Here is a 21,261-nt window from a genome sequence, read left to right on the forward strand (position 1 = left end):
CAGTTTCTTGTTGACGAATTCGTCGATGCCGTAGCGGCCGAGCTCCCGGCCGAAGCCCGACCGCTTCACGCCACCGAACGGAAGCTCAACACCTTCTGCGCCAACGGCATTCACGAACACCATGCCCGCCTCGATTTTGTCGGCGACGCGGCGCGCCTGCTCATCGTCGGTGGTGAAGACGTAGGAGCCGAGGCCAAACGGTGTGTCGTTGGCCAGTGCAACGGCCTCGTCCTCCGAGCCCACCTTGAACACGGTCGCGACCGGGCCGAACAATTCCTCGCGGTAGGACGGCGAATCGGGCGACAGGTTGGTCAGCACACCTGGCGGGAAGTACGCGCCTGTGCGCTCACCCTCTGCGACCAGGGTGGCGCCGTCGTCGACCGCGCGCTTCACCTGCTTCTCGAGTCGTTCGGCTGCCGCGACGGTGGAGTCGAGGTCGTCGGAGCTCAGCACGATGAACGGATCCGAGCCGCCGAGTTCGAGGACGACCTTCTTGAGGTTGCGCCCGGCGATCTCGGCGACGGCCGCGCCCGCGCGCTCGGAGCCGGTCAGCGAAACCCCTTGCACGCGTGGGTCGGCGATGATATCGGCGACCTGTTCGTTGGTCGCATAGATGTTGACGTAGGCACCCTCGGGATAGCCGGCGTCGGTGAAGATCTGCTGCATCGCCTCCGCTGATTCCGGACATTGCGGGGCGTGCTTGAGAACGATGGTGTTGCCCAGCGTGAGGTTGGGACCGGCGAAGCGGGCGACCTGGTAATAGGGGTAGTTCCACGGCATGATGCCGAGCAGAACGCCGACGGAGCTGCGCCGGATCAATGCAGACCCCTCGCCCTCGAGAAGCTCGATGGGTTCGTCGGCGAGGAACTTCTCGGCGTTGTCGGCGTAATACTGGTAGATCGCCGCGCTGAACTCCACCTCGCCCTCGGACTGGTCGATGGGCTTGCCCATCTCTCGATTGATGATCTTGGCGAGCTCTTCCTTGCGGTCGTTGTGCAGCGCGCCCACCTTGCGGATCAGGGCGGCGCGGTCGGCGACGGACGAACTGCGTGACCATTCGCGGTGCACCTTGGTGGCCGCGGCGATCGCCGCATCGATCTGCTGGTCGGTTGCGGTCGGATACTCCTTGACCACCTCACCCGTCGCCGGGTCGGTAACCGCATACAGTGACGCGCTCATAACGGTTGCTCCTTAGCGCATTTACAAGCTGTTCTGCGCAATCCTGCACGAAATCAGTCGCACAGTGCAACGAACACTACGGATTCCAGTGCATCTCGACTGGCTTCTAGACTTACGACATGACCGCCAGCACGCGTGTCGACGAGTTCGAGGACCTGCGTCCGCACCTGCTGGCCGTCGCCTATCGGCTCACCGGGACCATTGCCGACGCCGAAGACATCGTCCAAGACGCGTGGCTGCGCTGGCACAAAGCCGACACCGGCGACATCGCCGATCTGCGGGCGTGGCTGACGACGGTGGTCTCCAGGCTGGGCCTGGACAGGTTACGGTCGGCGGCACATCGGCGCGAGACCTACTACGGCGAATGGCTGCCCGAGCCGGTCGTGACGGGGTTCGACGCCAACGACCCGCTGGCCGCGGTGGTGGCCGATGAGGACACGCGGTTCGCCGCGATGGTCGTGCTCGAGCGGTTGACGCCCGATCAGCGTGTGGCCTTCGTGTTGCGCGACGGATTCGCCGTGCCGTTCGCCGAGGTCGCGTCGGTGCTGGGCGTCAGCGATACGGCGGCGCGGCAATTGGCTTCTCGCGCACGGCGAATCGTCGCGTCGGCGCCGCAGCCGGCGGGTGATACACACAACGAGGTGGTGGGCGCATTGATGGCTGCGCTGGCCGCCGGCGACATGGAAGCCGTTGTGCGCCTGCTTCATCCCGAGGTGACGTTCACCGGCGACTCCAACCGCAGGGCGCCGACGGCGGCACGGGTCATCCACGGTCCGGACAAGGTCGCGCGGTTCTTGTTCGGCCTGGCCCGCCGCTACGGGCCGAACTGGCTATCGACAAACCAGCTGGCCCTCGTCAACGGCGAACTCGGTGCCTACACCCCTGGCGTGCCGGCCGCAGACGGTTATCCGGCGATGATGCCGCGGGTCACTGCGATGACCGTGCGCGACGGAAAGGTCTGCGCGATATGGGATATCGCCAACCCGGACAAGTTCACCGGGTCGCCGCTTCGGCAGCGTTCTTAGACCGCTTGTAGGCCTGTCACGAGGGGGCGGCCTCACCCGTGGCCCACGGCACCCGGCACGCGTCGCCCGAACTGAAGCCCTGCTCGGTGATGCCCAGCGCCGAATACATGCGCGCCCGCATGTTCTCCACGCCGACCTGATAGGTCAGCTCGATCACACCGTCGTCGCCGAAGCGGCGCCGCAGATCGTCGACCTGTTCATCGGTGATCGTGTGCGGATCGGTGGTCATGGCATTGGCGTAGGCGATGGCCGCGCGCTCGTCGTCGGTGAAAAGCGGAGACGTGGCGTAGGAATCTATGTCCTTGAGCCGCTCGACGTCGAGATCCTCCAAGCGCATGAGCATTGAGCCGAAGTCGACGCACCACGAGCAACCGATCGTGCGGGCGGCCCAGAAAACGGCCAGTTCGCGGACGCTGGCGGGCAGCTTCTTGGAGCCGGACTGCAGCAGCATCTCGTGCACACCGTTGGCCATCATCAGCCTCGGGTGATGCGCGGCGACGGTGAACGGTTCCGGCACCTCACCGAACCGGCGTTTGGCGTAGGAGTACATCAGCTTGGTCAGCAGCGACGCGCGCTGCGGTGGCAGGGGAGCGATACGGGTTTTCTGCGTCATACCCGTAAGACGATGCAGCCCCACAATGTGTGACTCCCAGACAAGCAAAAACTGCGGAGAGATCGCGATTCGCGCCGTTTCGACGATCTCTCCGCAGTCTCGAGCTACGTGCTATCAGGGCGTGCCGACGCAGACACCGCCCGCGCAGGCACCTGCGCCGCCCGGACCCGCTCCGGCGCCAGCGCCCGGCACACCTGCCGTCGCACCACCCGGCCCGGCTCCAGCGCCCGCACCGCCGGCGCCGGCGTCCGCTCCGCCAGGTCCGGCACCGGCACCCGCGCCCGGCACGCCTGCGGTGGCGCCGCCCGGTCCGGCTCCGGCGCCCGGTGCGCCAGTGCCCGCGCCTGGCGCGCCCGTCTCGGCCGGTGACGGCGGGGCCACGGTCGTGGTCGCCGTGGTCGTCGTGCTGGTCGTCGTGGTGGTTTTCTCCTCACCCTTGTCCCCCCCACCGCACGCGGTCAGCGTGGTCGCGATGACGGCGGCGGCAATCCCGGCGGTGACGGAGACCCGTCGAGAGATCATGCGGTCGGTCATGTTCAGCCTCGGTTTCTTCAGAGTCGGCTTACTCGCAAACCGTGACGTACCCACTCGGGCTCGGCCTCAACCGTGAACGATATTGACGTCGCCGAAATCGCTCAGCGCGCAAACATCAACGCGCGCTTGACCTCCTGGATCGCCTGCGTTACCTGGATACCGCGCGGGCAGGACTCGGTGCAGTTGAACGTCGTCCGGCAGCGCCACACGCCGTCGACCTCATTGAGGATGTCGAGCCGCTCGGCGGCGGCCTCGTCGCGGCTGTCGAAGATGAACCGGTGCGCGTTGACGATCGCGGCGGGCCCGAAGTACGACCCTTCGCTCCAATAGATCGGGCAGCTGGTGGTGCAGCACGCGCACAGGATGCATTTGGTGGTGTCGTCGTAGCGGGCCCGGTCGGTCGGGCTCTGAATCCGTTCGCGCGTCGGCGGGTTGCCACTGGTGACCAGGTACGGCTTCACCGCCCGATAGGCGTCGAAGAACGGCTCCATGTTCACCACGAGGTCCTTCTCCACCGGCAGGCCGCGGATCGGTTCGATGGTGATCGTCAGCTGCTTGTTCGGGTTTTTCGGCAGCAGATCGCGCATCAGCACCTTGCACGCCAACCGGTTGACTCCGTTGATGCGCATGGCATCCGACCCGCACACACCGTGCGCACACGAGCGCCGGAATGTCAGCGTCCCGTCGAGATACCACTTGACGTAGTGCAGCAGGTTGAGCAGGCGGTCGGTAGGCAGACATGGCACCCGGAAGCTCTGCCAGCCGGCCTTGTCGGGATCCTCGGGGTTGAACCGGGCGATCTTCAGCGTCACCATCACCGCGCCATCGGGCACCGGCGGCAGCTCGGTTTCGTTCGTTTCGACCTCAGGAGTGATCGTCATGTCAGTACTTCCGCTCCATCGGCTCATAGCGGGTCTGCACCACGGGTTTGTAATCCAGTCGGATGTCGGACAGCAGCTCGGTGCCCTGCTTGTAGGCCATCGTGTGGCGCATGTAGTTGGTGTCGTCGCGGTTGGGGTAGTCCTCGCGGGCATGGCCGCCGCGCGACTCCTTGCGATTCAGCGCACCCACGACGGTGACCTCTGCCAGCTCGAGCAGCATGCCGAGCTCGATCGCCTCGAGAAGATCGCTGTTAAATCGTTTTCCTTTGTCGTGCACTGAAATTCGGGCGTAGCGCTCCTTGAGCGCATGGATGTCGGTGAGCGCCTGCTTCAAGGTCTCCTCGGTGCGGAACACAGCGGCGTTGTTGTCCATCGACTGCTGCAGGGCACCGCGGATGTCGGCGACACGCTCGTTGCCGTGCTCGGAGAGGATGTCGCCAATCCAGTTGACGACCATTCCCGCCGGATTGTCTGGCATGTCGACATGGTCATGGCCGAGCGCGTAGTTCGCCGCGGCGATGCCCGCACGACGGCCGAACACGTTGATGTCCAACAACGAGTTCGTGCCCAGCCGGTTGGCGCCATGCACCGACACACAGGCGCATTCGCCCGCCGCGTAGAGCCCCGGCACGATGTTGGTGTTGTCGCGCAACACCTGACCGTGCACGGTGGTCGGGATGCCGCCCATCACGTAGTGACAGGTGGGATACACCGGAACCAGTTCCTTGACCGGGTCGACACCCAGATAGGTCCTGGCGAATTCGGTGATGTCGGGCAGCTTCGCCTCGAGCACGTCTTCGCCGAGGTGACGCACGTCGATGTAGACGTAGTCCTTGTGCGGGCCGGCGCCGCGGCCCTCGAGCACCTCGCGCACCATCGAACGAGCGACGATGTCGCGCGGCGCGAGGTCGACGATTGTCGGCGCGTAGCGCTCCATGAACCGTTCGCCGTCACCGTTGAGCAGCCGACCGCCCTCACCGCGCACCGCCTCGGAGATCAAGATCCCGAGCCCCGCCAGACCCGTCGGATGGAACTGGTGAAATTCCATGTCTTCCAGCGGAAGTCCCTTGCGGAAGATGATGCCCAGCCCGTCGCCCGTCAGCGTGTGGGCGTTGGACGTCGTCTTGTACATGCGGCCCGAGCCGCCGGTGGCGAACACGATCGCCTTGGCGTGGAACACGTGGATATCGCCGGTGGCCAACTCGTACGCGATGACACCTGTGGCGACGGGGCCGCCGGGAGTGTCGGTGAGCGCGATATCCAACGCGTAGAACTCGTTGAAGAACTCGACGTCGTGCTTGACGCAGTTCTGGTACAGCGTCTGCAGGATCATGTGACCCGTGCGGTCGGCGGCGTAGCAGGCGCGGCGCACCGGTGCCTTGCCGTGATCACGGGTGTGTCCGCCGAACCGGCGCTGGTCGATGCGGCCTTCGGGGGTGCGGTTGAACGGCATCCCCATCTTCTCGAGATCGAGCACCGCATCGATGGCTTCCTTGCACATGATCTCAACGGCGTCCTGGTCGGCGAGGTAGTCGCCGCCCTTAACGGTGTCGAAGGTGTGCCACTCCCAGTTGTCCTCTTCGACGTTGGCCAGCGCGGCGCACATGCCGCCCTGCGCGGCGCCGGTGTGGCTGCGTGTCGGGTACAGCTTGGTCAGCACCGCGGTACGGGCGCGCGGTCCGGCCTCGACCGCGGCACGCATACCTGCGCCACCGGCGCCGACGATGACGACGTCGTAGCGATGTTCCTGAATCATGGTTTAACCCCCGATGTTCGCGTCGAAGGTGACCAGCACGTAGGTACCCAGCACCAGAATGAAGCCGGTGGCCAGCAGCAGCAGCGAGTTCAAGTAGAACTTGGTGATGTTCTTGCGGGCGTAGTCGCCGATGATCGTGCGCATGCCGTTGGCGCCGTGCACCATCGCCAGCCACAGCAGTGCCATGTCCCAGATCTGCCAGAACGGCGATGCCCAGCGTTGGGCGATGAAGTTGAAGTCGACGCGGTAGACGCCGTCATCCCACATCAACATGATGAACAGGTGGCCCAGCGCCAGAAAGACCAGCGCCACACCGGAAAACCGCATGAACAGCCACGCGTACTTCTCGAAGTACGGAATGCCTCGCGGGCGCCGCGGTGCCCGCGGATGATCAAGCGATGCGGGCCGGTCGTGTTCCTTCTCCAGCACCGGGGCGATGCGGCCCTCACGGTGGTGGGGCGTCCAGGTCTGTCCCGTTGGCGCGCTCACAGGAACCGCTCCGCCATGTGCATGCCGAACACGCCGAGGGCGGGGATCATCACGGCCAGCCAGACGGCCGCTACCGCCCACAGCATGACGCGCTGATAGCGGGCGCCGTGCTGCCAGAAGTCGATCAGGATGACGCGGATGCCGTTGAGCGCGTGATACAGCACCGCGGCGACGAGTCCCACCTCCATCAACCCGACGATCGGCGTCTTGTAGGTGGAGACGACTTCGTTGTAGGCCTCCGGGCTGACCCGCACCAGCGCGGTATCCACGACGTGGACGAACAGGAAGAAGAAGATGGTGGCGCCGGTGATGCGGTGTAGTACCCACGACCACATCCCCGGGTCTCCGCGATACAGGGTGCGTCTGCGAGCCGGCTTCGCTCGCGGGGCGGCCGTCTCCGTGCTCGTACTCATCCGACCTCCAACGCCATCTCCTGGACGCTTGGGTCGGCTCTCCTTGTCTCGGAAACCCTAGCCCAAACCTCGGGGCGACTCTAAACCCATTTGTAGTGCCCAAAGCACTACCGTGTTACCCGTTCGGAGGTGTTTGACCTGCAAGTTAGGTTACCTAGATCACGTGTCGGGCCACGGTACGGAGGCTTCCAAATGCATGCAGAGTCCGATCGGCAGAATTGACGTGGCTGCCGATATCGACTGGAAAGCATTGCGGGCCAGAGCAATAGAAGCAGCCGCCCAGGCGTATGCGCCGTATTCCGGCTTTTCGGTAGGGGCGGCGGCACTGGTCGACGATGGGCGAATTGTGGTCGGCTGCAATGTGGAAAATGTCTCATATGGCCTAGGTCTCTGTGCCGAGTGCGCTGTGGCCTGCGCCCTATACGCCGGTGGCGGCGGGCGGCTGATCGCCCTGTCCTGCCTTACCGCAAACAGTGACCTGCTGATGCCGTGCGGGCGCTGTCGGCAGGTCTTGTTGGAGCACGGGGGACCCGACATGCTGATTGACCACCCGTCGGGCCCGCGGCCTCTCCGCCACCTTCTTCCTGACGCATTCGGTCCGCAGGATATGGCTTAACGGCGCGTTTGACGACGCCGCGCGAGGGTAATCCGGTTGCCGTCGCGTCACGTGCCTGAGGAGGTCGCAATGACCAGTCGCGCAAAGCTCCTGGGACATCCGATCCACCCGATGTTGATCCCGTTTCCCGTGGGCCTGCTGACCACTGCCGTCATCTTCGACATCGTTTATCTGTTCACTGACCGAACCGGTTTCACCATTGCGGCGGCGTATGCGATTGCAGGGGGAATCATCGGCGGCGCTTTGGCGGCCCCGTTCGGCTGGATCGACTATTTCAAGATCCCCGCCGATACCCGCGCCAAGCGGATTGGACTGATCCACGGCCTTGCGAACATCGTCGTGGTCGTGCTGTTCGCCGTGAGCTGGCTTCTGCGCTGGAACGCAGGAGGATGGGAGCCCACCCCCGCAGCGCTGGCCTGCAGCTTCGTTGCGGTGGTGATCGCCGCCGCTGCCGCATGGCTGGGCGGCGAACTCGTTGACCGCCTGGCGATCGGCGTCGACGAGGGAGCCCATCCTGATGCACCCAGCTCCTTGAGCCACCGCAACGCCGCCGCATAGCGGCGTTTCCCACACGGTCACCGGTAACGTGACCGGCTGTGACGGCGTATGCATTCGACGCGCCGACAATCATCAGGACCAAGCGCGACGGAGCCGCACTGTCCGATGCGGCGATCGACTGGGTGATCGCCGCCTACACCGACGGGCGAGTGGCCGACGCGCAGATGTCAGCCTTGCTGATGGCGATCTTTCTGCGTGGCATGACCGGCCGCGAGATCGCCCGTTGGACAGCGGCCATGGTCGACTCCGGCGAGCGAATGGACTTCCGCGATCTGCGTCGCGACGGCAAGCCGCTTGCGTTGGTGGACAAGCACTCCACCGGCGGGGTGGGCGACAAGATCACCATCCCGCTGGTTCCCGTCGTCATGGCCTGCGGCGGGACCGTGCCGCAGGCGGCCGGTCGCGGCCTCGGTCACACCGGTGGCACCCTCGACAAGCTGGAAGCCATCGCAGGTTTCACCGCCGAGATCTCGAGAAGACAGATCCGCCAACAGCTTTGCGACCTCGGCGCCGCAATATTTGCCGCGGGTGAGCTGGCGCCCGCCGATCGCAAGATCTACGCCCTGCGGGATGTCACCGCCACCACCGAGTCGCTGCCGCTGATCGCCAGCTCGGTGATGAGCAAAAAGATCGCCGAGGGTACCCGGGCGTTGGTGCTCGACACCAAGGTCGGCTCGGGAGCGTTCCTGTCCACCGAGGCCGAGTCGCGTGAGTTGGCTGCCACCATGGTCGAACTCGGTGCGGAAGCGGGGCTGATCACCCGTGCGCTGCTGACCGACATGAAGCGGCCGCTGGGCCGCACCGTCGGCAACGCCGTCGAGGTGGAGGAGTCCCTCGAGGTGCTGGCCGGTGGGGGACCGGCCGATGTGGTCGAGCTGACGCTGGCGTTGGCAATCGAGATGCTCGACGCCGCGGGCGTTGATGGTGTGGACCCCGCCCAGACGCTGCGCGACGGGTCGGCCATGGACAGTTTCCGTCGGCTGGTCAGCGCCCAGGGTGGCGACCTGACTCAACCATTGCCGGTCGGTTCGCACTGCGAGACCATCACCGCCACCCGCGGTGGCACGATGGGCGATATCGACGCCATGGCGGTGGGACTGACGGTGTGGCGGCTCGGCGCAGGCCGGGCCGCCCCCGGTGAGCGTGTGCAGTTCGGTGCGGGCCTGCGGATCCACCGCCGCCCGGGCGAACCCGTCGCCGCGGGCGAGACGCTGTTCACGCTCTACACCGACACCCCAGAACGCTTCGACGGCGCGCTGGCCGAGTTGGACGGCGGCTGGAGCGTCGTCGATGCGGCACCCGACATCGGACCGTTGATCATTGATCGGATCTGCCCGTGACGACACCGCTGACCCTGGAATCCATCGGGCAGGCACCGAAGGCGCTGCTGCACGACCATCTTGACGGTGGGCTGCGACCCGCCACCGTGCTGGACCTCGCGCAGCAGAGCGGCTACGACGATCTGCCCGTCGGCGACGTCGACGAGCTGGCCACTTGGTTCCGGACCTCGGCGCACAGCGGATCGCTCGAGCGGTACCTGGCCCCGTTCGCCCATACGGTCGGGGTGATGCAGACGCCGGAGGCGCTGTACCGGGTGGCCTGCGAATGCGTCGAAGACCTGGCCGCCGACAACGTGGTGTACGCCGAGATCCGGTTCGCCCCCGAATTGCACATCGACCGTGGGCTGTCGCTGGACGCCGTCGTCGACGCGGTGCTGGCCGGCTTCGCCGACGGTGAGAAGGCCGCCAGCGGCGCCGACCGCGCGATCACCGTGCGCTGCCTGGTGACCGCGATGCGCCACCAGGCTCGCTCGCGAGAGATCGCCGAGTTGGCGATCCGGTTCAGGGATAAAGGCGTTGTCGGATTCGACATCGCCGGCGCGGAGGCCGGTTATCCGCCGACACGGCATCTCGACGCCTTTGAATACATGCGGAACCACAACGGCCGTTTCACGATCCATGCGGGCGAAGCCTTCGGGTTGCCGTCCATCCACGAGGCCATCGCGTTCTGCGGTGCGGATCGGCTCGGGCATGGCGTGCGCATCGTCGACGACATCATGGTGGCCCCGGACGGCGCCGTGCGTCTCGGGCGGCTGGCATCGCTATTGCGGGACAAGCGGATACCGCTCGAGTTGTGCCCTAGCTCCAACGTGCAGACCGGTGCCGTCGGCAGCATCGCCGAGCATCCCTTCGATCTGCTGGCCCGCTGCCGCTTCCGCGTCACCGTGAACACCGACAACCGGCTGATGAGCGACACCACGATGAGCCAGGAGATGCTGCGCCTGGTGGAGACGTTCGGCTATGGCTGGAGCGACCTCGCCCGGTTCACCATCAACGCGATGAAGTCGGCGTTCATCCCGTTCGACGAGCGGCTCGCGATCATCGACGAGGTGATCAAGCCGCGGTTCGCCGTGTTGATCGGCTGACTTTCCTCGTCGAGCTGGGTCCAAACGCGCATGTCGCGGCGGCGTGTCGCGTAACTTTAGGTCTGCTCGCGCTTCATACCCGACGTCGAGGGAGGGGTTCTGATGCAGAAAATCATGATGACCGCCGCCGCAGCGGCAATGTTGTTGGGCACCTTAACTACTGCGCCGGTCTCGATGGCCGCGCTGCCCACGGACGACACCGTCTACATTCAACCGGCTCCACGGCCGAAGTTCGAAGCGCTCGACTGCCACGGCACGACGGGCGCAATGGGCTGTGGGCCAGGGTGGTTCTGGCGTGACGGTTGGCGCGGCTGGGCCTGCTACCCCTGCTGATCGGAGATCGGGAGCAATGAACATGTCGAAAATCGCAGTTCGCAGCGCGCTGGCGGCGTCGGTGCTCGGCCTCGGGACGGCCCTCGGAATGGGTTCTGCCGCAGCACAACCGGACCTGGGCGCCATTCCGGTTCAGCCCAACGAGGTGATCGATGCGACGGCGTTCACCGCCGAGGCACCGGTGATGAATCCCGACGGACAGCCCGGGGTTTCCACTACCTTTACCCACCGTGACGGCACCCGCCAGATCAAAAGCACGGTGCTGATGCTCGCCGACGCCGCTGCGGCGACCGGGGCCATCGACGCTGCGCGCTCACAGGCGAACGTCGTCGACGCCAAAACCGAACCCGCGGCCGTCGGAGCCGGCGGAACGATCGTCAGCGGTCTGTCTGCCGATCGCTCACAGTCGGTTTCGGTGCTGACCTTCACCCAGGGCAACGCGGCTGCGACCGTGAGATTCTCCGGGCCCGCCGACGACCCCGTGCCCGGGGACCTGGTGCTCGATTACGGTCAGCGCCAGGACGCGGCCATCAAGGCGGCGTTGGCGACCTAGCGGGATGATCACCGGCAGCCACGTCATCATCTACAGCCGTGACGCCGACGCCGACCGGGCGTTCTTCACCGAGATGCTCGACTATCCGCACGTCGACGCCGGCGGCGGCTGGCTGATCTTCAAGCTCCCGCCCGGCGAGGTCGCCGTCCACCCGACCGAAGGGCCGCAGTCCCACGAGCTCTACCTGATGTGCGACGACATCACCGCCACCGTCGAGCAGCTGTCGGCCAAGGGGGTGACGTGCTCCGGGGTCAGCGATCAGGGGTGGGGACTGCTGACGTCGATCCGACTACCGGGCGGAGGAGAGCTCGGCCTGTACGAGCCGCGGCATCCGCGCGCCACGGAACTTTAGTCACTCCTGCCGTAGCCGGGACTCCAGGAACGTCTCCAGCGACTCCCACTGCTCGACTGCTTCGGCGAAGGTCGGGCTGGGTTTGGTGACGGTGTCGGGGTCCAGCACGTAGGCGACCAGCCGGCCCAGCGGCATGTCGGCGTCCAGCGTCTCGTCGACGATGTCGTCCTCGGCGTATTCGCCGACATCCCTGAGCAACTCGACGGCCAGCTCCAGCTGGTCGCGGTCGACCGACTCGGGTCCATCGGCGAGATCGTCGGCCAATCCGCTTGTCACATAGACGTTCTCGTCGGTGACGTCGACGCGCAGCGATCCGTCGGTGGCAGCGGTCTTGATGTCCTCGTAGGTCGCCAGGTCCGACAGGTCGTGGTCGTGCTCGTCGGCCAGGTAGCGCGCGAGCGCCCGCTCGGATCCGAACACGCTGACCCGGCCGTTGCGGCCGAGGAACACCGGCGCGTCGTCGAGGTAGCACCGCAACGTATAGAAGGTGCCGCCGCGGGTGATCATCCGGATCGGATCGATGCCGACCTTGAGCCAGAAGTCCTCATCGGCGCCGAGGACCAGCCCGCTCGCGTGGTCTTCGAGGGCCTTGTCGGATTCGTCCTCGGCGTCGGTTGCCTCGGCCTCGGCCTCGTCGATGGTCTCCTCGGTGTCCTGGACCTCGTCGAGTTCTTCTGGCTGGGGCTTGGGTGCGTCCAGCTCGGCGGCCGCCTTCTCGGACGCCGCCGCATCCACCTCGGGGGTGGTGACGACCTCGTCGATGGTGTCGACGACGTTGTCCCAGCTGCGGCCGATGATCGCGCCGATCTCGCTCCATCGTTTGCGGCCGCTGCGACCGCTGAAGTGATCGATGCCCAGCCCCAGCGTCCCCAGCACCGGGTTTCCGTTGAAGAACCTGGTCACCGCGGGCAGTTCGCAGATCGATCCGACCGACGACACGATGGCCAGGGTGCGGTGCAGGGTGGCCACCGACTCCTCGGTCGGCTTCTCGGCGAGCAGCTCTTCCACGCCGATCAGGTCGTATTGGCGATCCTCGGCCGGATCGAAGGTGTGGGCGTTGGCCTCGGTGAGCTTGTCCCAGGCGGGGTGGTCGGCGAGGTCGTTTTCGGTGTTGGTCCGCACGAAGGCCACCAGGTCAGCGACTGACTCGAAGCCGTAGAGGTCGTCGTCGCGGCCCAGCAGCGCCTCCCACTCGTCGCCGGCGTCACGCCAGCGGGGGGCCCACAATGTGTACAGGTCGCCCTTGGTCAATCCGAGGCGGATCGGCACGATGTCAGCAGCCATGCGGCACAGCCTAACGACGAAGTTCGCCGCCGACGCCGTCGCCCGCCTTCGGTAGCTGCCGTGCTCCTACTTGTCCTTATCTTTCGACCGTGGCGCCGGCGGGTTCGCCACGACCGGGAACGGACCCGTGAAGCCCCTGCGTTCCTGCGCGATTTCCAGCACGCGCGACCGGACGGCGAACCAGCCGACCACCAGGGCCGGGACGATGACGACCAGGGATGCGACGGTCCACGTGCCGATCGGCGGATCGAACGCCATCAGCACCAGCACCGCCAGCAGAAACAACAGCGTCAGATAGCCGGTGTACGGCGTGCCCCACAGCCGGAACGACGGCCGCTCGAGGATGCCCCGCTTCGACCACCGGTAGAGCTGGATCTGGCAGATGACGATGGTGCCCCAGGACGCGATGATGCCGAGCGCCGCCATGTTGAGCACGATCTCGAACGCCTCCGAGGGAACGATGCCGTTGAGAAGCACGCCGAACAGCCCGATGAGCGCGGTCAGGCAGATGCCGCCGTAGGGCACACCGCGCGACGACATCACCGACGTGAACTTCGGCGCGCTGCCGTTCATCGCCATCGAGCGCAGGATCCGTCCGGTCGAGTAGAGGCCCGCGTTGAGGCTGGAGAACGCCGCGGTGAGGACGACGACGTTCATGATGGTTCCGGCCCCGTTGACGCCGATCTTGGAAAAGAAGGTCACGAAAGGACTTTCGCCCGCGTCATAGACGGAGTAGGGCAGCAGCAGCCCGAGCAGGAACACCGAGCCGACGTAGAACAGCGCGATGCGCGCGATGACCGAGTTGATGGCCCGAGGCATTATCCTCTCCGGGTTGGCCGTCTCCCCGGCCGCGGTGCCGACGAGTTCCACTGCGGCATAAGCGAATACCACCCCGGAGGTGACGATGACCAAGGGGAAGAGCCCCGTCGGCAGCAGTCCGCCGTTGTGGGCGATCACGCTGAAGCCGGTGGACTGCCCGTCGATCGTGTAGCGGCCCGCCAGAAAGATGGTGCCCGCGACCAGGAACGTCACCAGCGCAATGACTTTGATCAGCGCCGCCCAGAATTCCAGCTCACCGAACACGCTGACCGAGATCATGTTCAGTCCCAGCACGACGGCCAGCGCGATCAAGGCGATCAGCCATTGCGGTACGGGGTCGAACACATCCCAGAAGTGGAAATAGGTGGCGATGGCCGTCGAGTCCACGATCGACGTCATGGCCCAGTTCAGGAAGTACATCCAGCCGGCGACGAACGCCGCCTTTTCGCCGAGGAATTCGCGCGCGTAGGACACGAAGGACCCCGACGACGGCCGGTGCAGGACAAGTTCACCGAGCGCCCGCAGGATCAGGAACACGAAGACGCCACAGAACGCATATACCAAGAACAGCCCCGGCCCGGCGCTGTCCAATCGGCCGCCGGCACCCAGGAACAGCCCGGTGCCGATCGCGCCACCGATCGCGATCATCTGCAGTTGGCGCGGTCGCAGCCCCTTGTGGTAACCCTCGTCCTCACTGGTCAACGCCGAGGTGTCGTAGTCGGCCTGCTCCGGCTCGGCGGTCATCGGGCCGCACCGTCCGACGGCTCCGATCGCCGGACCACCGGCGGCGGCTTGGAGGTGTCGTTGATGTCTTTGAAGGTGAAGGCGAAGCCGAACACGCCGAGCACCGCAGCGGCCGCGTAGCCGATGATCGACCACCACCCGGCGTGCAGGTAGGCGGTGACGGCGACGATCGCCATCGCCAGGAACACCATGGACATCCCGATCAGGGGGACCTTGGCGAAAAGGTCGATGCGTGCCATGTCATTCACCCCGCTTCGTCATCGGGGCACACGCCCCTATCGAACGTGAACTGTCTGGTGAATCGAGTAGACACCCTGTTGGCGCCGCGGGCGAGGCGAACGGGAAACAATGACCCGGAATTGAGATGCTGCGGCGTCACAGCGCTTTCGCCTTGGTTTCGGGTAGGGCGTAGGTGCTGAGCAGGCTCAGCAGGATCAGGGCCGCCATCAGCAGCCCGATCGCCCAACTGCCGTACTTCGCCAGGAGCGCTCCGGCCACCAGAGGCGGCAAGGCGCCTCCGAGGATGCCGCCGAGATTGAACGCCAAACCGGCTCCGGTGTAACGGAATTTGGTCGCAAAAACCTCGGGGATGAACGACGCCATCGGGCCGTACGAAATCCCGAGAAGCCCGAACGTCCCCACGATGGCCCCCGCGAACAGCGCCCGCGACCCCGTGTCGAGCAGCGGCACCACCCCAAAACACCACGGCAACGCCAGACCGAAGCCGACCAGGATGATCATGCGGCGGCCATACCTGTCACTGAGCTGCGCCGAAATAGCGGTCAGCAGCAGCATCGACAGTGCGCCAAGGCAACCGACGGCGAGGATCAGCACGCGTGGATGCTTCAACTGAGTGCTGGCGTATCCCATGAAGTACGTGCCCGCCATGAAGCTGAACGTGAAGATGCCTGTCATCGCGCCCGCACCGAGCAGCGTCTGCCGGGGTTGTTGCCGCAGGAGGTCGACGATCGGGGCGCGGGCAACGGTCCCGGCGGTCATCTCCCGCTTGAATACCGGGGTCTCGTCGAGGCTGAGCCGGACGTAGAGCGCCACACCGATCAGCACCGCGCTGAACAAGAAGGGCATCCGCCAGCCCCAGTTGAGGAATGCCGGGCTCTTCTCGCCGACAGTGAGGTTGACGATGAGGAACACCAGGCTGCTCAGCAGCAAGCCTGTGCCGACGCCGAGTTGAGGAAACATCCCGTAGGCGCCGCGCTTGGCCGGCGGCGCGTATTCGGCGCTCAGCAGCGCCGCGCCCGCCCATTCCCCGCCGACGGCGAACCCCTGCAACACGCGCAGAGTCAACAGCAATAAGGGTGCGGCGACACCGATCGTCGTTTCGCCGGGGACAAGGCCGACGCACGTGGTGGACAATCCCATGATCAGCAGCGTCGCGATCAGGGTCTTCTTGCGGCCGAGCCGGTCGCCGAAGTGTCCGAATACCGCCGCTCCCAACGGTCTTGAGAAGAACGCTACCGCGAATGTGCCGAACGACGCGATGGTCGCCAGCGTCGACGACATGTTCGGAAAGAAGACGGTTGGGAAGACCAGTGCGGCCGCGGTCCCGTAAATGTAGAAGTCGTAGTACTCGATTGCCGTGCCCACGAAACTGGCGAACGAGATGCGCCGCATCGAAACGCTCGTCACGACCTCAGGCTAGACGAACGATATTGAGATCGGTATGAGCCCGGTGCCGGATACTTCTCGGCATGAGCGTGAATGACGGGCCGGCAATGACGCGTCACTTCGTCGCATCGGAGCCGCCCATGGTCTCGACTATGAACGAACTCGTATCCGGCAAGCGCAAAGGGATTTTCTACGTGCTCTACGCGGTGATCGCTGCGGCTGTGTTCGCGTTGACGATGGTGAGATCGTTGAGGCCGTGGATGACATGGGGCTTGGGTGCGATAGTCGCGATCGTCGTGGTGGGTCCGCTGATCTGGTTGGCCTATGTGTGGCGGCGTTCGCGGCAGAAAGTGCTCATCGATGTCACCGGGCGCAACAGCCTGACCGTCAACAAGTGGCCCGGAGAAGCCTTTTCGTTGGCTGGTGCACTGCTGGGGCCGTGGCCGACCATGGGTGTGGCGCTTCATTTGCAATCGGATGCACGCCGATTCGTCCTTGGTGGACGGGATCGTCGGATCGCTCCTTCGACACAACTCGACGCGCCGCCCGTCGCAGTGGTCGATGCGTGGCTGTGGTCAGCAGAGTTCGACGAGCTTCTCGCCGTCGGTGACCGCGGTGAGAGCGGGCCCACGGCAACGGAACCCACTCGGTGCCTGCTGTATCCCAACCCGTACCTGGCCGAAGAATTCGGCCCGTTCGCATTCCGAGAGCACCTTCGGCACGAGCGGTCGCTCAGTCGGCCGAGCTGGTATGTCGACATCGACGGCGCTGCCGTGCGACTGGTCGACCCGGGCGGCGATGCGCTCAGCGCCGCCGCGCCGCGGGCGCGGGTCACCGCGACGGCGGTCACCTTTCAGCCCGACAGTGTCACAAGTGGCGACGGCAGCACGTATGACTACCCCGCGCTCGCCGGCCTCATTGTGGGTGTGTCGGGCGGGCAGCGGCTGACCATAGCGTGTATCGACTTGGCGGGGACACGTTTTCGATTCGGGTGGCGTGACGATGCGCCTCGGTTGAATGAGCGGCCGGACTACGTCGTCTCCGGCGGCGACTGGCTGGCGCTCGTCGAGACATTCCGCCTTACGCTGCAACTGGAGGACAGAGCCGGCCGCTGAGTTGTCACGTCGTTGGTCACTGCGCCGAGTTCTGCGCCAGGGTCGTCTGCGCGCCGACTGCAGCCCTCCGGCAGAAGTCGGCGACCGCCGAGCCTGCGATATCGCAGACATGGTTGACCGGCGGTGACACGATGTTGACGTGGATGGCTCGGCGGGCCATCAGCAGGTGGTGACATGGAGGAAAGGGTTTAGATGTGCGAGCCTACTTGTCTGATTCTCCCTGGCTGCTGATCGCCTTCGGGTTCGTGTACTTTACCGTCATCAGCGGCATTTGCCGTTATGGCCTCGGCGTGGCTTCGGCGGAACGGCGAAATCAGGTCGAAGACCACGCAGGCAAGCTGCTCAGCGTGTTTGGTGCAACTTTTGCATTTCTAATCGGCTTTGCGATCACGATCACTTGGTCCGCGGTGGGCGCTGGTCAGGACGCGGTCGACCTCCAGGCATCCTCTGCGCAGCAACTTTCTTGGGTCACGAGTGAGATCCAGGACAAAGCTGGGGCCGACGAGGTCAATGGCAACCTGCGCAATTACCTGAACACAGTCGTGACTAAGGATGGACCAGCGCTCGCGGCTGGAGAATTTTCGACGCTGCCCTCCGCCGAAACATTCGACGCTCTGCAGAACAGTGTGCACAGAGTGGCATACGGGAATGGGAACACCAACCCCGAGGCGAGCGGAATGGTGTCGGCGGCTGCATCTTTGACGGCCGCCCAAAGTAAGGTAACTGCGGTAGCGCAGCGATCGCTCCCGCCAATCCTGATAGTGCTCATCGTCTTGTCCGGGACACTGCTCGCGGTCACGGTGGGATTGTCTGCCTTGACCGTGAAACCGCCCTACCTCATGTATGCCTGGGCGTTCCTCGCCGCACTGTCTGTCGCCGTAGTGTTGATGTTGGACTTCCCCTTTGGGGGTGGAATCACGGTCAACATGGGACCGCTGAGTGTGGCTGCCGGCTCCATTTAGTGCCACGAACTACGGGCGTCGGCCGCGTGCGCCCGAACACATATCACTCCTCGCTCGGTTTCGAGGGAGACATACAAAGGGCCTAGGAGATGCAGCGTCCCTCATCCAGTCGGTCGCCAGAATCCTGAAAACCCCGGCCCGCGTTGGTGCTTCGAATCGGTGACAGTTTGCCCGAATCACCAGCTTTATCCGGGTATCAATCCCAGCGCAGCTTGTTCATCCGAAAGCCGCTTCGATCCAGTTGGAGAATTCACATGCGAGGTGCCAACGGTGCCCGGCCACCATCCTGCCCAGTGTCGGCAGCGGGAGTTCTACAGTTAAGCGAGCACGGAATCCATCCGAAGTATCTCGAAATTGGTGACGCACTCCGCCGATCGCGGCGCCGTCAGAAGTCGTCGCGACCCCGGCAATCTGATGAGGAAACTCCGGCTCAGCCGGAGTGACCAGTGATGAGACGTTCTGGTAATCGATGAAGAAGAAGGATGGCAACGGACTACCGCCGGTCCTTTCCAGCACTTCCTGTCGACCGTCGGCGCAAGTGCGGATTACGAAGTGGTCAGGGCAAGCTCGCAGCAACACGAGTTCGTCAGATGTTTCGCTCCATGTTTCGAAGGCCTCGACGAATTGTTCAGCCGTGCCACCTTTGACCGACAAATTGATGGCGCTGATTCGGCGTCTGTGGCTTACCCCTGCTCCTGCTCGCGCAATGACCTCCGCGAGTCGGGTCTGGCGACTCAACCGATTGCTGATCTCGTCGGGACCGAGATCGAGCTTGCTCCGCAACAGAACCTCGCGACGGGTCGCGAGACTGCCGCTCGGCACGCTGGCGCCTAGCTTCCTCGCCACCACCGCAATTCGGCTGTCCTCCCACGCCAGGACCTGGTCGCGGCTAACGATTTTTCGGTTGATCTCGGCTTTTATCACTGGATCCGACATGGTCGACCCTAACGCTACAAAAGTTGCATTAGTGACGCTACGCTGACGCTTGTCGCGCGTCAAAACGGAGGTGTGGTGGTTACGCGTCGTCCCGGAGGCCGTTCCGAGCAGGTTCGCGTGAAGGTCCTCGACAGCGCCTTGGCCCAGATCCTCGACGGCGGATATGACGGGTTGACCGTGCGCGAAGTCGCCCGCGCCGCGGGGGTGGCCGAAACGACCATCTATCGGCGTTGGCCGACGACGCACGACCTCGCGGCAGCAGCGATCGCACACCTCGCGCGCGCCGAGAACTCGATACCGGACACGGGATCGCTCGAAACGGATCTGCGTGCGTTGCTGTCGCAAATCCTCGACTTGCTACGCCGGCCGGAAATCGAGCGGATCCTGCGCACTGCAGTGGCACTCGAGGGGTCGAATCCGGAGGCCGTCGGAGCCCGTAATAATTTCTGGCGCAGTCGGTTTGCGGGCAGTGCGCAGATAATTGATCGGGCTGTCGAGCGGGGCGAGTTGCCGGTGAACACCGATCCGGGCGACGTGATCGAGCTTCTCGTCGCCCCGGCCTACCTCCGTCTGTTGCTGCTCGACCGTCCGATTGACAATAGGCTACTCGATCGGTCGGTGCGAAACACCATCGCCGCTTACGCCGTCGGGCGCCAGAATCCCTGAAAACCCTGCCCTGCGTTGGTGGTTCGGATCGGTGATAACTGTACGGGATCGCCGGCCTCGATCATCTGACCGTTGCCCACCACCATCGCGACGTGTCCGTCCCACACCGCCAAGTCACCGGGCCGCAGCGCGTTCTGCTGCACCGCGGCGCCGAGATCCTGCTCCTGGGCCAGCCGCGGCAGATCGAGACCCGCTTGGTGGTACGCCCATTGCGTCAGCCCGCTACAGTCCAGACCGACGCCGGGCGTCGTTCCTCCCCACGAGTAGGGCACTCCGAGCTGGGTCAGCGCATAGCGAACTGCGTTGGCGGCCAGGGTATTCGGCGCCAGAGCGGTGCTTCCGTCGGGCAATGTGACGGCGTCCCCATCCCCGAACTGATCGGGATCCGGCAGCGCAAGCCCGGTCAGCTCGGCGTCGGCCGGCGCCGGACCGCTGCCAGCCGAACCGAGCGGACCGCCGAAGCTCGACGGCATTGCCCCCGAACCGCGACCCGCCCCCGCCGGCGCGGCGAACCCGGCCGGCGCCGTCGCCGGCGCGGCCGCCGACGGATGCGGTGGCACTTCAGACGCCGACGGCGCCGCGATGCCAGCGGCGTGGCGATCGAGCTGCGACCGGAGGTCGTCGACGATGGTGACCGCCTCGTTCAGCGCGCGGCGCGCCTCGTCGCGTAGCTCGTCCGCCGCGCCGGGTTCGTCGATCCGTGCTTCGATGGCGGCCGCGTGTTCCTCGAAACGGTCGATGATCTCACGCAGCCGCGTCCGCGCTCGTCCCACCGCGCCGGCGGCGTCGGCGGTACCCGACCTCAGTTCGTCGATGCGAGTGGACAACCTGTCGGCCGCGTCCGCGGTAGCCGACACGAACTCTGCCGCGCCGTCGGCGCCCGCGCCCGTCCACCCGTCGGCGGCCCTGCCCCAACTGGCGCGCGCGGCGGCTGAGACGTCGGCCAGCACATCTCGCACCTCGGTGAGCGAGGTGGTCGGATCCCCGCCGTCCGACCACCCCGGCCCGACCTGCGCAGCCACGTCACGTATCGGCGCCGACAGCGCGGCGATCAACCCGCTGGGCATGGCTAAAGCAGGTGGCTGCCACGCCGGTCGGCGGCGGCATACGCGTCGGCGAGCGCGCCCGACTTCCCGTGTGCTGACGCGAGATCCTCGCTGAGCGCGGCGACCGCCCGTGCCTCGACCATGACGGCGTCGGCGAGCACGGCGAGAAACGCGGCGCCGACGGGACCGAACGCCGTCGCCGCGCCGGCGCCCGGCAGGGAGCTCAGCGTCGTGGCGGCAACGGACAGGTCGTCGGAGTGGTTCGAGCAGTCGGCACCGAGCGTGTGGATGGCGTGTGTATCGACGAGCATGGCGATACGACGATCAGGCGCGCCG

At 65.4% G+C, this 21,261-nt stretch carries 24 protein-coding genes and 2 pseudogenes; 11 read left to right on the top strand and 15 right to left on the bottom strand.

What is annotated here, in order from left to right:
- Positions 1-1,179 (bottom strand): aldehyde dehydrogenase family protein (locus tag A5651_RS21165; RefSeq protein WP_066985583.1); only part of this gene is annotated, 1,179 nt, incomplete at its 3' end.
- Between the two features lie 119 nt (positions 1,180-1,298).
- On the opposite strand from A5651_RS21165, the gene A5651_RS21170 reads away from it, so the two are divergent.
- Positions 1,299-2,204 (top strand): sigma-70 family RNA polymerase sigma factor, encoded by a 906-nt coding sequence (locus A5651_RS21170; RefSeq protein WP_066985586.1) that lies wholly within the window; start codon positions 1,299-1,301, stop codon positions 2,202-2,204.
- 16 nt (positions 2,205-2,220) lie between these two features.
- On the opposite strand, the pseudogene A5651_RS21175 reads toward A5651_RS21170, so the two are convergent.
- The 6 genes and pseudogenes from A5651_RS21175 to sdhC all read right to left on the bottom strand — a co-directional run.
- Positions 2,221-2,832 (bottom strand): annotated as a pseudogene (locus A5651_RS21175) (carboxymuconolactone decarboxylase family protein); the annotation flags it as partial.
- A 99-nt stretch (positions 2,833-2,931) separates the two neighbouring features.
- The gene (locus tag A5651_RS25555) at positions 2,932-3,351 is read right to left on the bottom strand and encodes a hypothetical protein (protein ID WP_156663099.1); all 420 of its coding nucleotides are present in this window, start codon (positions 3,349-3,351) and stop codon (positions 2,932-2,934) included.
- Positions 3,352-3,452: 101 nt separating this feature from the next.
- Positions 3,453-4,232 (bottom strand): succinate dehydrogenase iron-sulfur subunit, encoded by a 780-nt coding sequence (locus A5651_RS21185; protein WP_066985593.1) that lies wholly within the window; start codon positions 4,230-4,232, stop codon positions 3,453-3,455.
- Between the two features lies 1 nt (position 4,233).
- A complete protein-coding gene (gene sdhA, locus A5651_RS21190) occupies positions 4,234-5,988 on the bottom strand; it encodes a succinate dehydrogenase flavoprotein subunit (protein ID WP_066985596.1) in 1,755 nt (584 codons plus the stop codon).
- Positions 5,989-5,991: 3 nt separating this feature from the next.
- Entirely contained in the window at positions 5,992-6,477 is a 486-nt protein-coding gene (locus A5651_RS21195; RefSeq protein WP_066985598.1) for a succinate dehydrogenase hydrophobic membrane anchor subunit, read from the bottom strand.
- Positions 6,474-6,890: a succinate dehydrogenase, cytochrome b556 subunit gene (gene sdhC, locus A5651_RS21200; RefSeq protein ID WP_082943903.1), complete on the bottom strand. Its 417-nt coding sequence runs from the start codon at positions 6,888-6,890 to the stop codon at positions 6,474-6,476. The genes A5651_RS21195 and sdhC overlap by 4 nt, the downstream gene beginning before the upstream one ends.
- A 196-nt stretch (positions 6,891-7,086) precedes the next feature.
- On the opposite strand from sdhC, the gene A5651_RS21205 reads away from it, so the two are divergent.
- The 7 genes from A5651_RS21205 to A5651_RS21230 all read left to right on the top strand — a co-directional run bounded on the left by A5651_RS21205 (position 7,087) and on the right by A5651_RS21230 (position 11,727).
- A complete protein-coding gene (locus tag A5651_RS21205) occupies positions 7,087-7,506 on the top strand; it encodes a cytidine deaminase (RefSeq protein WP_197496714.1) in 420 nt (139 codons plus the stop codon).
- 69 nt (positions 7,507-7,575) lie between these two features.
- Positions 7,576-8,064, top strand: a complete 489-nt coding sequence (locus tag A5651_RS21210) for a DUF2231 domain-containing protein (protein ID WP_066985603.1) — start codon at positions 7,576-7,578, stop codon at positions 8,062-8,064.
- A 38-nt stretch (positions 8,065-8,102) separates the two neighbouring features.
- Complete coding sequence (locus tag A5651_RS21215) at positions 8,103-9,404, top strand: thymidine phosphorylase (RefSeq protein WP_066985608.1); 1,302 nt, start codon at positions 8,103-8,105, stop codon at positions 9,402-9,404.
- On the top strand, positions 9,401-10,489 hold the full coding sequence (locus A5651_RS21220) for an adenosine deaminase (protein WP_066985610.1): 1,089 nt from the start codon (positions 9,401-9,403) through the stop codon (positions 10,487-10,489). Before A5651_RS21215 ends, A5651_RS21220 begins: the two co-directional genes overlap by 4 nt.
- A gap of 102 nt (positions 10,490-10,591) precedes the next feature.
- The gene (locus A5651_RS25065) at positions 10,592-10,822 is read left to right on the top strand and encodes a hypothetical protein (RefSeq protein ID WP_082943904.1); all 231 of its coding nucleotides are present in this window, start codon (positions 10,592-10,594) and stop codon (positions 10,820-10,822) included.
- Positions 10,823-10,844: 22 nt separating this feature from the next.
- Entirely contained in the window at positions 10,845-11,375 is a 531-nt protein-coding gene (locus A5651_RS21225; protein WP_066985673.1) for a hypothetical protein, read from the top strand.
- A 4-nt stretch (positions 11,376-11,379) separates the two neighbouring features.
- Positions 11,380-11,727, top strand: a complete 348-nt coding sequence (locus A5651_RS21230) for a VOC family protein (RefSeq protein ID WP_066985614.1) — start codon at positions 11,380-11,382, stop codon at positions 11,725-11,727.
- Here the strand turns inward: A5651_RS21230 and A5651_RS21235 are convergent, their stop codons facing one another.
- The 4 genes and pseudogenes from A5651_RS21235 to A5651_RS21250 all read right to left on the bottom strand — a co-directional run bounded on the left by A5651_RS21235 (position 11,728) and on the right by A5651_RS21250 (position 16,206).
- On the bottom strand, positions 11,728-13,011 hold the full coding sequence (locus A5651_RS21235) for a primosomal protein (RefSeq protein WP_066985618.1): 1,284 nt from the start codon (positions 13,009-13,011) through the stop codon (positions 11,728-11,730).
- Positions 13,012-13,077: 66 nt separating this feature from the next.
- Positions 13,078-14,574 carry an amino acid permease gene (locus A5651_RS21240; RefSeq protein ID WP_066985621.1) on the bottom strand — a complete coding sequence of 499 codons (1,497 nt, stop codon included), beginning with the start codon at positions 14,572-14,574 and terminating at the stop codon, positions 13,078-13,080.
- 59 nt (positions 14,575-14,633) lie between these two features.
- Positions 14,634-14,835 (bottom strand): annotated as a pseudogene (locus A5651_RS21245) (hypothetical protein); the annotation flags it as partial.
- A gap of 114 nt (positions 14,836-14,949) precedes the next feature.
- Positions 14,950-16,206 carry an MFS transporter gene (locus tag A5651_RS21250; RefSeq protein ID WP_066985623.1) on the bottom strand — a complete coding sequence of 419 codons (1,257 nt, stop codon included), beginning with the start codon at positions 16,204-16,206 and terminating at the stop codon, positions 14,950-14,952.
- Positions 16,207-16,283: 77 nt separating this feature from the next.
- On the opposite strand from A5651_RS21250, the gene A5651_RS21255 reads away from it, so the two are divergent.
- A complete protein-coding gene (locus tag A5651_RS21255) occupies positions 16,284-17,315 on the top strand; it encodes a hypothetical protein (RefSeq protein ID WP_066985626.1) in 1,032 nt (343 codons plus the stop codon).
- Between the two features lie 16 nt (positions 17,316-17,331).
- Here A5651_RS21255 and A5651_RS25560 read toward each other — a convergent pair whose 3' ends face one another.
- Entirely contained in the window at positions 17,332-17,475 is a 144-nt protein-coding gene (locus A5651_RS25560; RefSeq protein ID WP_156663101.1) for a hypothetical protein, read from the bottom strand.
- A 34-nt stretch (positions 17,476-17,509) separates the two neighbouring features.
- Between A5651_RS25560 and A5651_RS21260 the strand changes: the two genes are divergently transcribed.
- On the top strand, positions 17,510-18,277 hold the full coding sequence (locus A5651_RS21260) for a DUF4239 domain-containing protein (RefSeq protein ID WP_066985629.1): 768 nt from the start codon (positions 17,510-17,512) through the stop codon (positions 18,275-18,277).
- Between the two features lie 216 nt (positions 18,278-18,493).
- Here A5651_RS21260 and A5651_RS21265 read toward each other — a convergent pair whose 3' ends face one another.
- Positions 18,494-19,213 carry a hypothetical protein gene (locus A5651_RS21265; protein ID WP_066985632.1) on the bottom strand — a complete coding sequence of 240 codons (720 nt, stop codon included), beginning with the start codon at positions 19,211-19,213 and terminating at the stop codon, positions 18,494-18,496.
- A gap of 117 nt (positions 19,214-19,330) precedes the next feature.
- On the opposite strand from A5651_RS21265, the gene A5651_RS21270 reads away from it, so the two are divergent.
- Positions 19,331-19,879: a TetR/AcrR family transcriptional regulator gene (locus A5651_RS21270; RefSeq protein ID WP_156663102.1), complete on the top strand. Its 549-nt coding sequence runs from the start codon at positions 19,331-19,333 to the stop codon at positions 19,877-19,879.
- Here the strand turns inward: A5651_RS21270 and A5651_RS21275 are convergent.
- Both A5651_RS21275 and A5651_RS21280 read right to left on the bottom strand, forming a co-directional pair.
- Positions 19,852-20,946 carry a C40 family peptidase gene (locus A5651_RS21275; protein WP_066985637.1) on the bottom strand — a complete coding sequence of 365 codons (1,095 nt, stop codon included), beginning with the start codon at positions 20,944-20,946 and terminating at the stop codon, positions 19,852-19,854. The two genes, A5651_RS21270 and A5651_RS21275, sit on opposite strands and share 28 nt — an antisense overlap.
- A 2-nt stretch (positions 20,947-20,948) precedes the next feature.
- Positions 20,949-21,236, bottom strand: a complete 288-nt coding sequence (locus tag A5651_RS21280; protein WP_066985640.1) for a hypothetical protein — start codon at positions 21,234-21,236, stop codon at positions 20,949-20,951.
- Positions 21,237-21,261 lie beyond the last annotated feature (25 nt).

The organism is Mycobacterium sp. 1274761.0 (assembly GCF_001668615.1).
Classification (GTDB): Bacteria; Actinomycetota; Actinomycetes; order Mycobacteriales; family Mycobacteriaceae; genus Mycobacterium.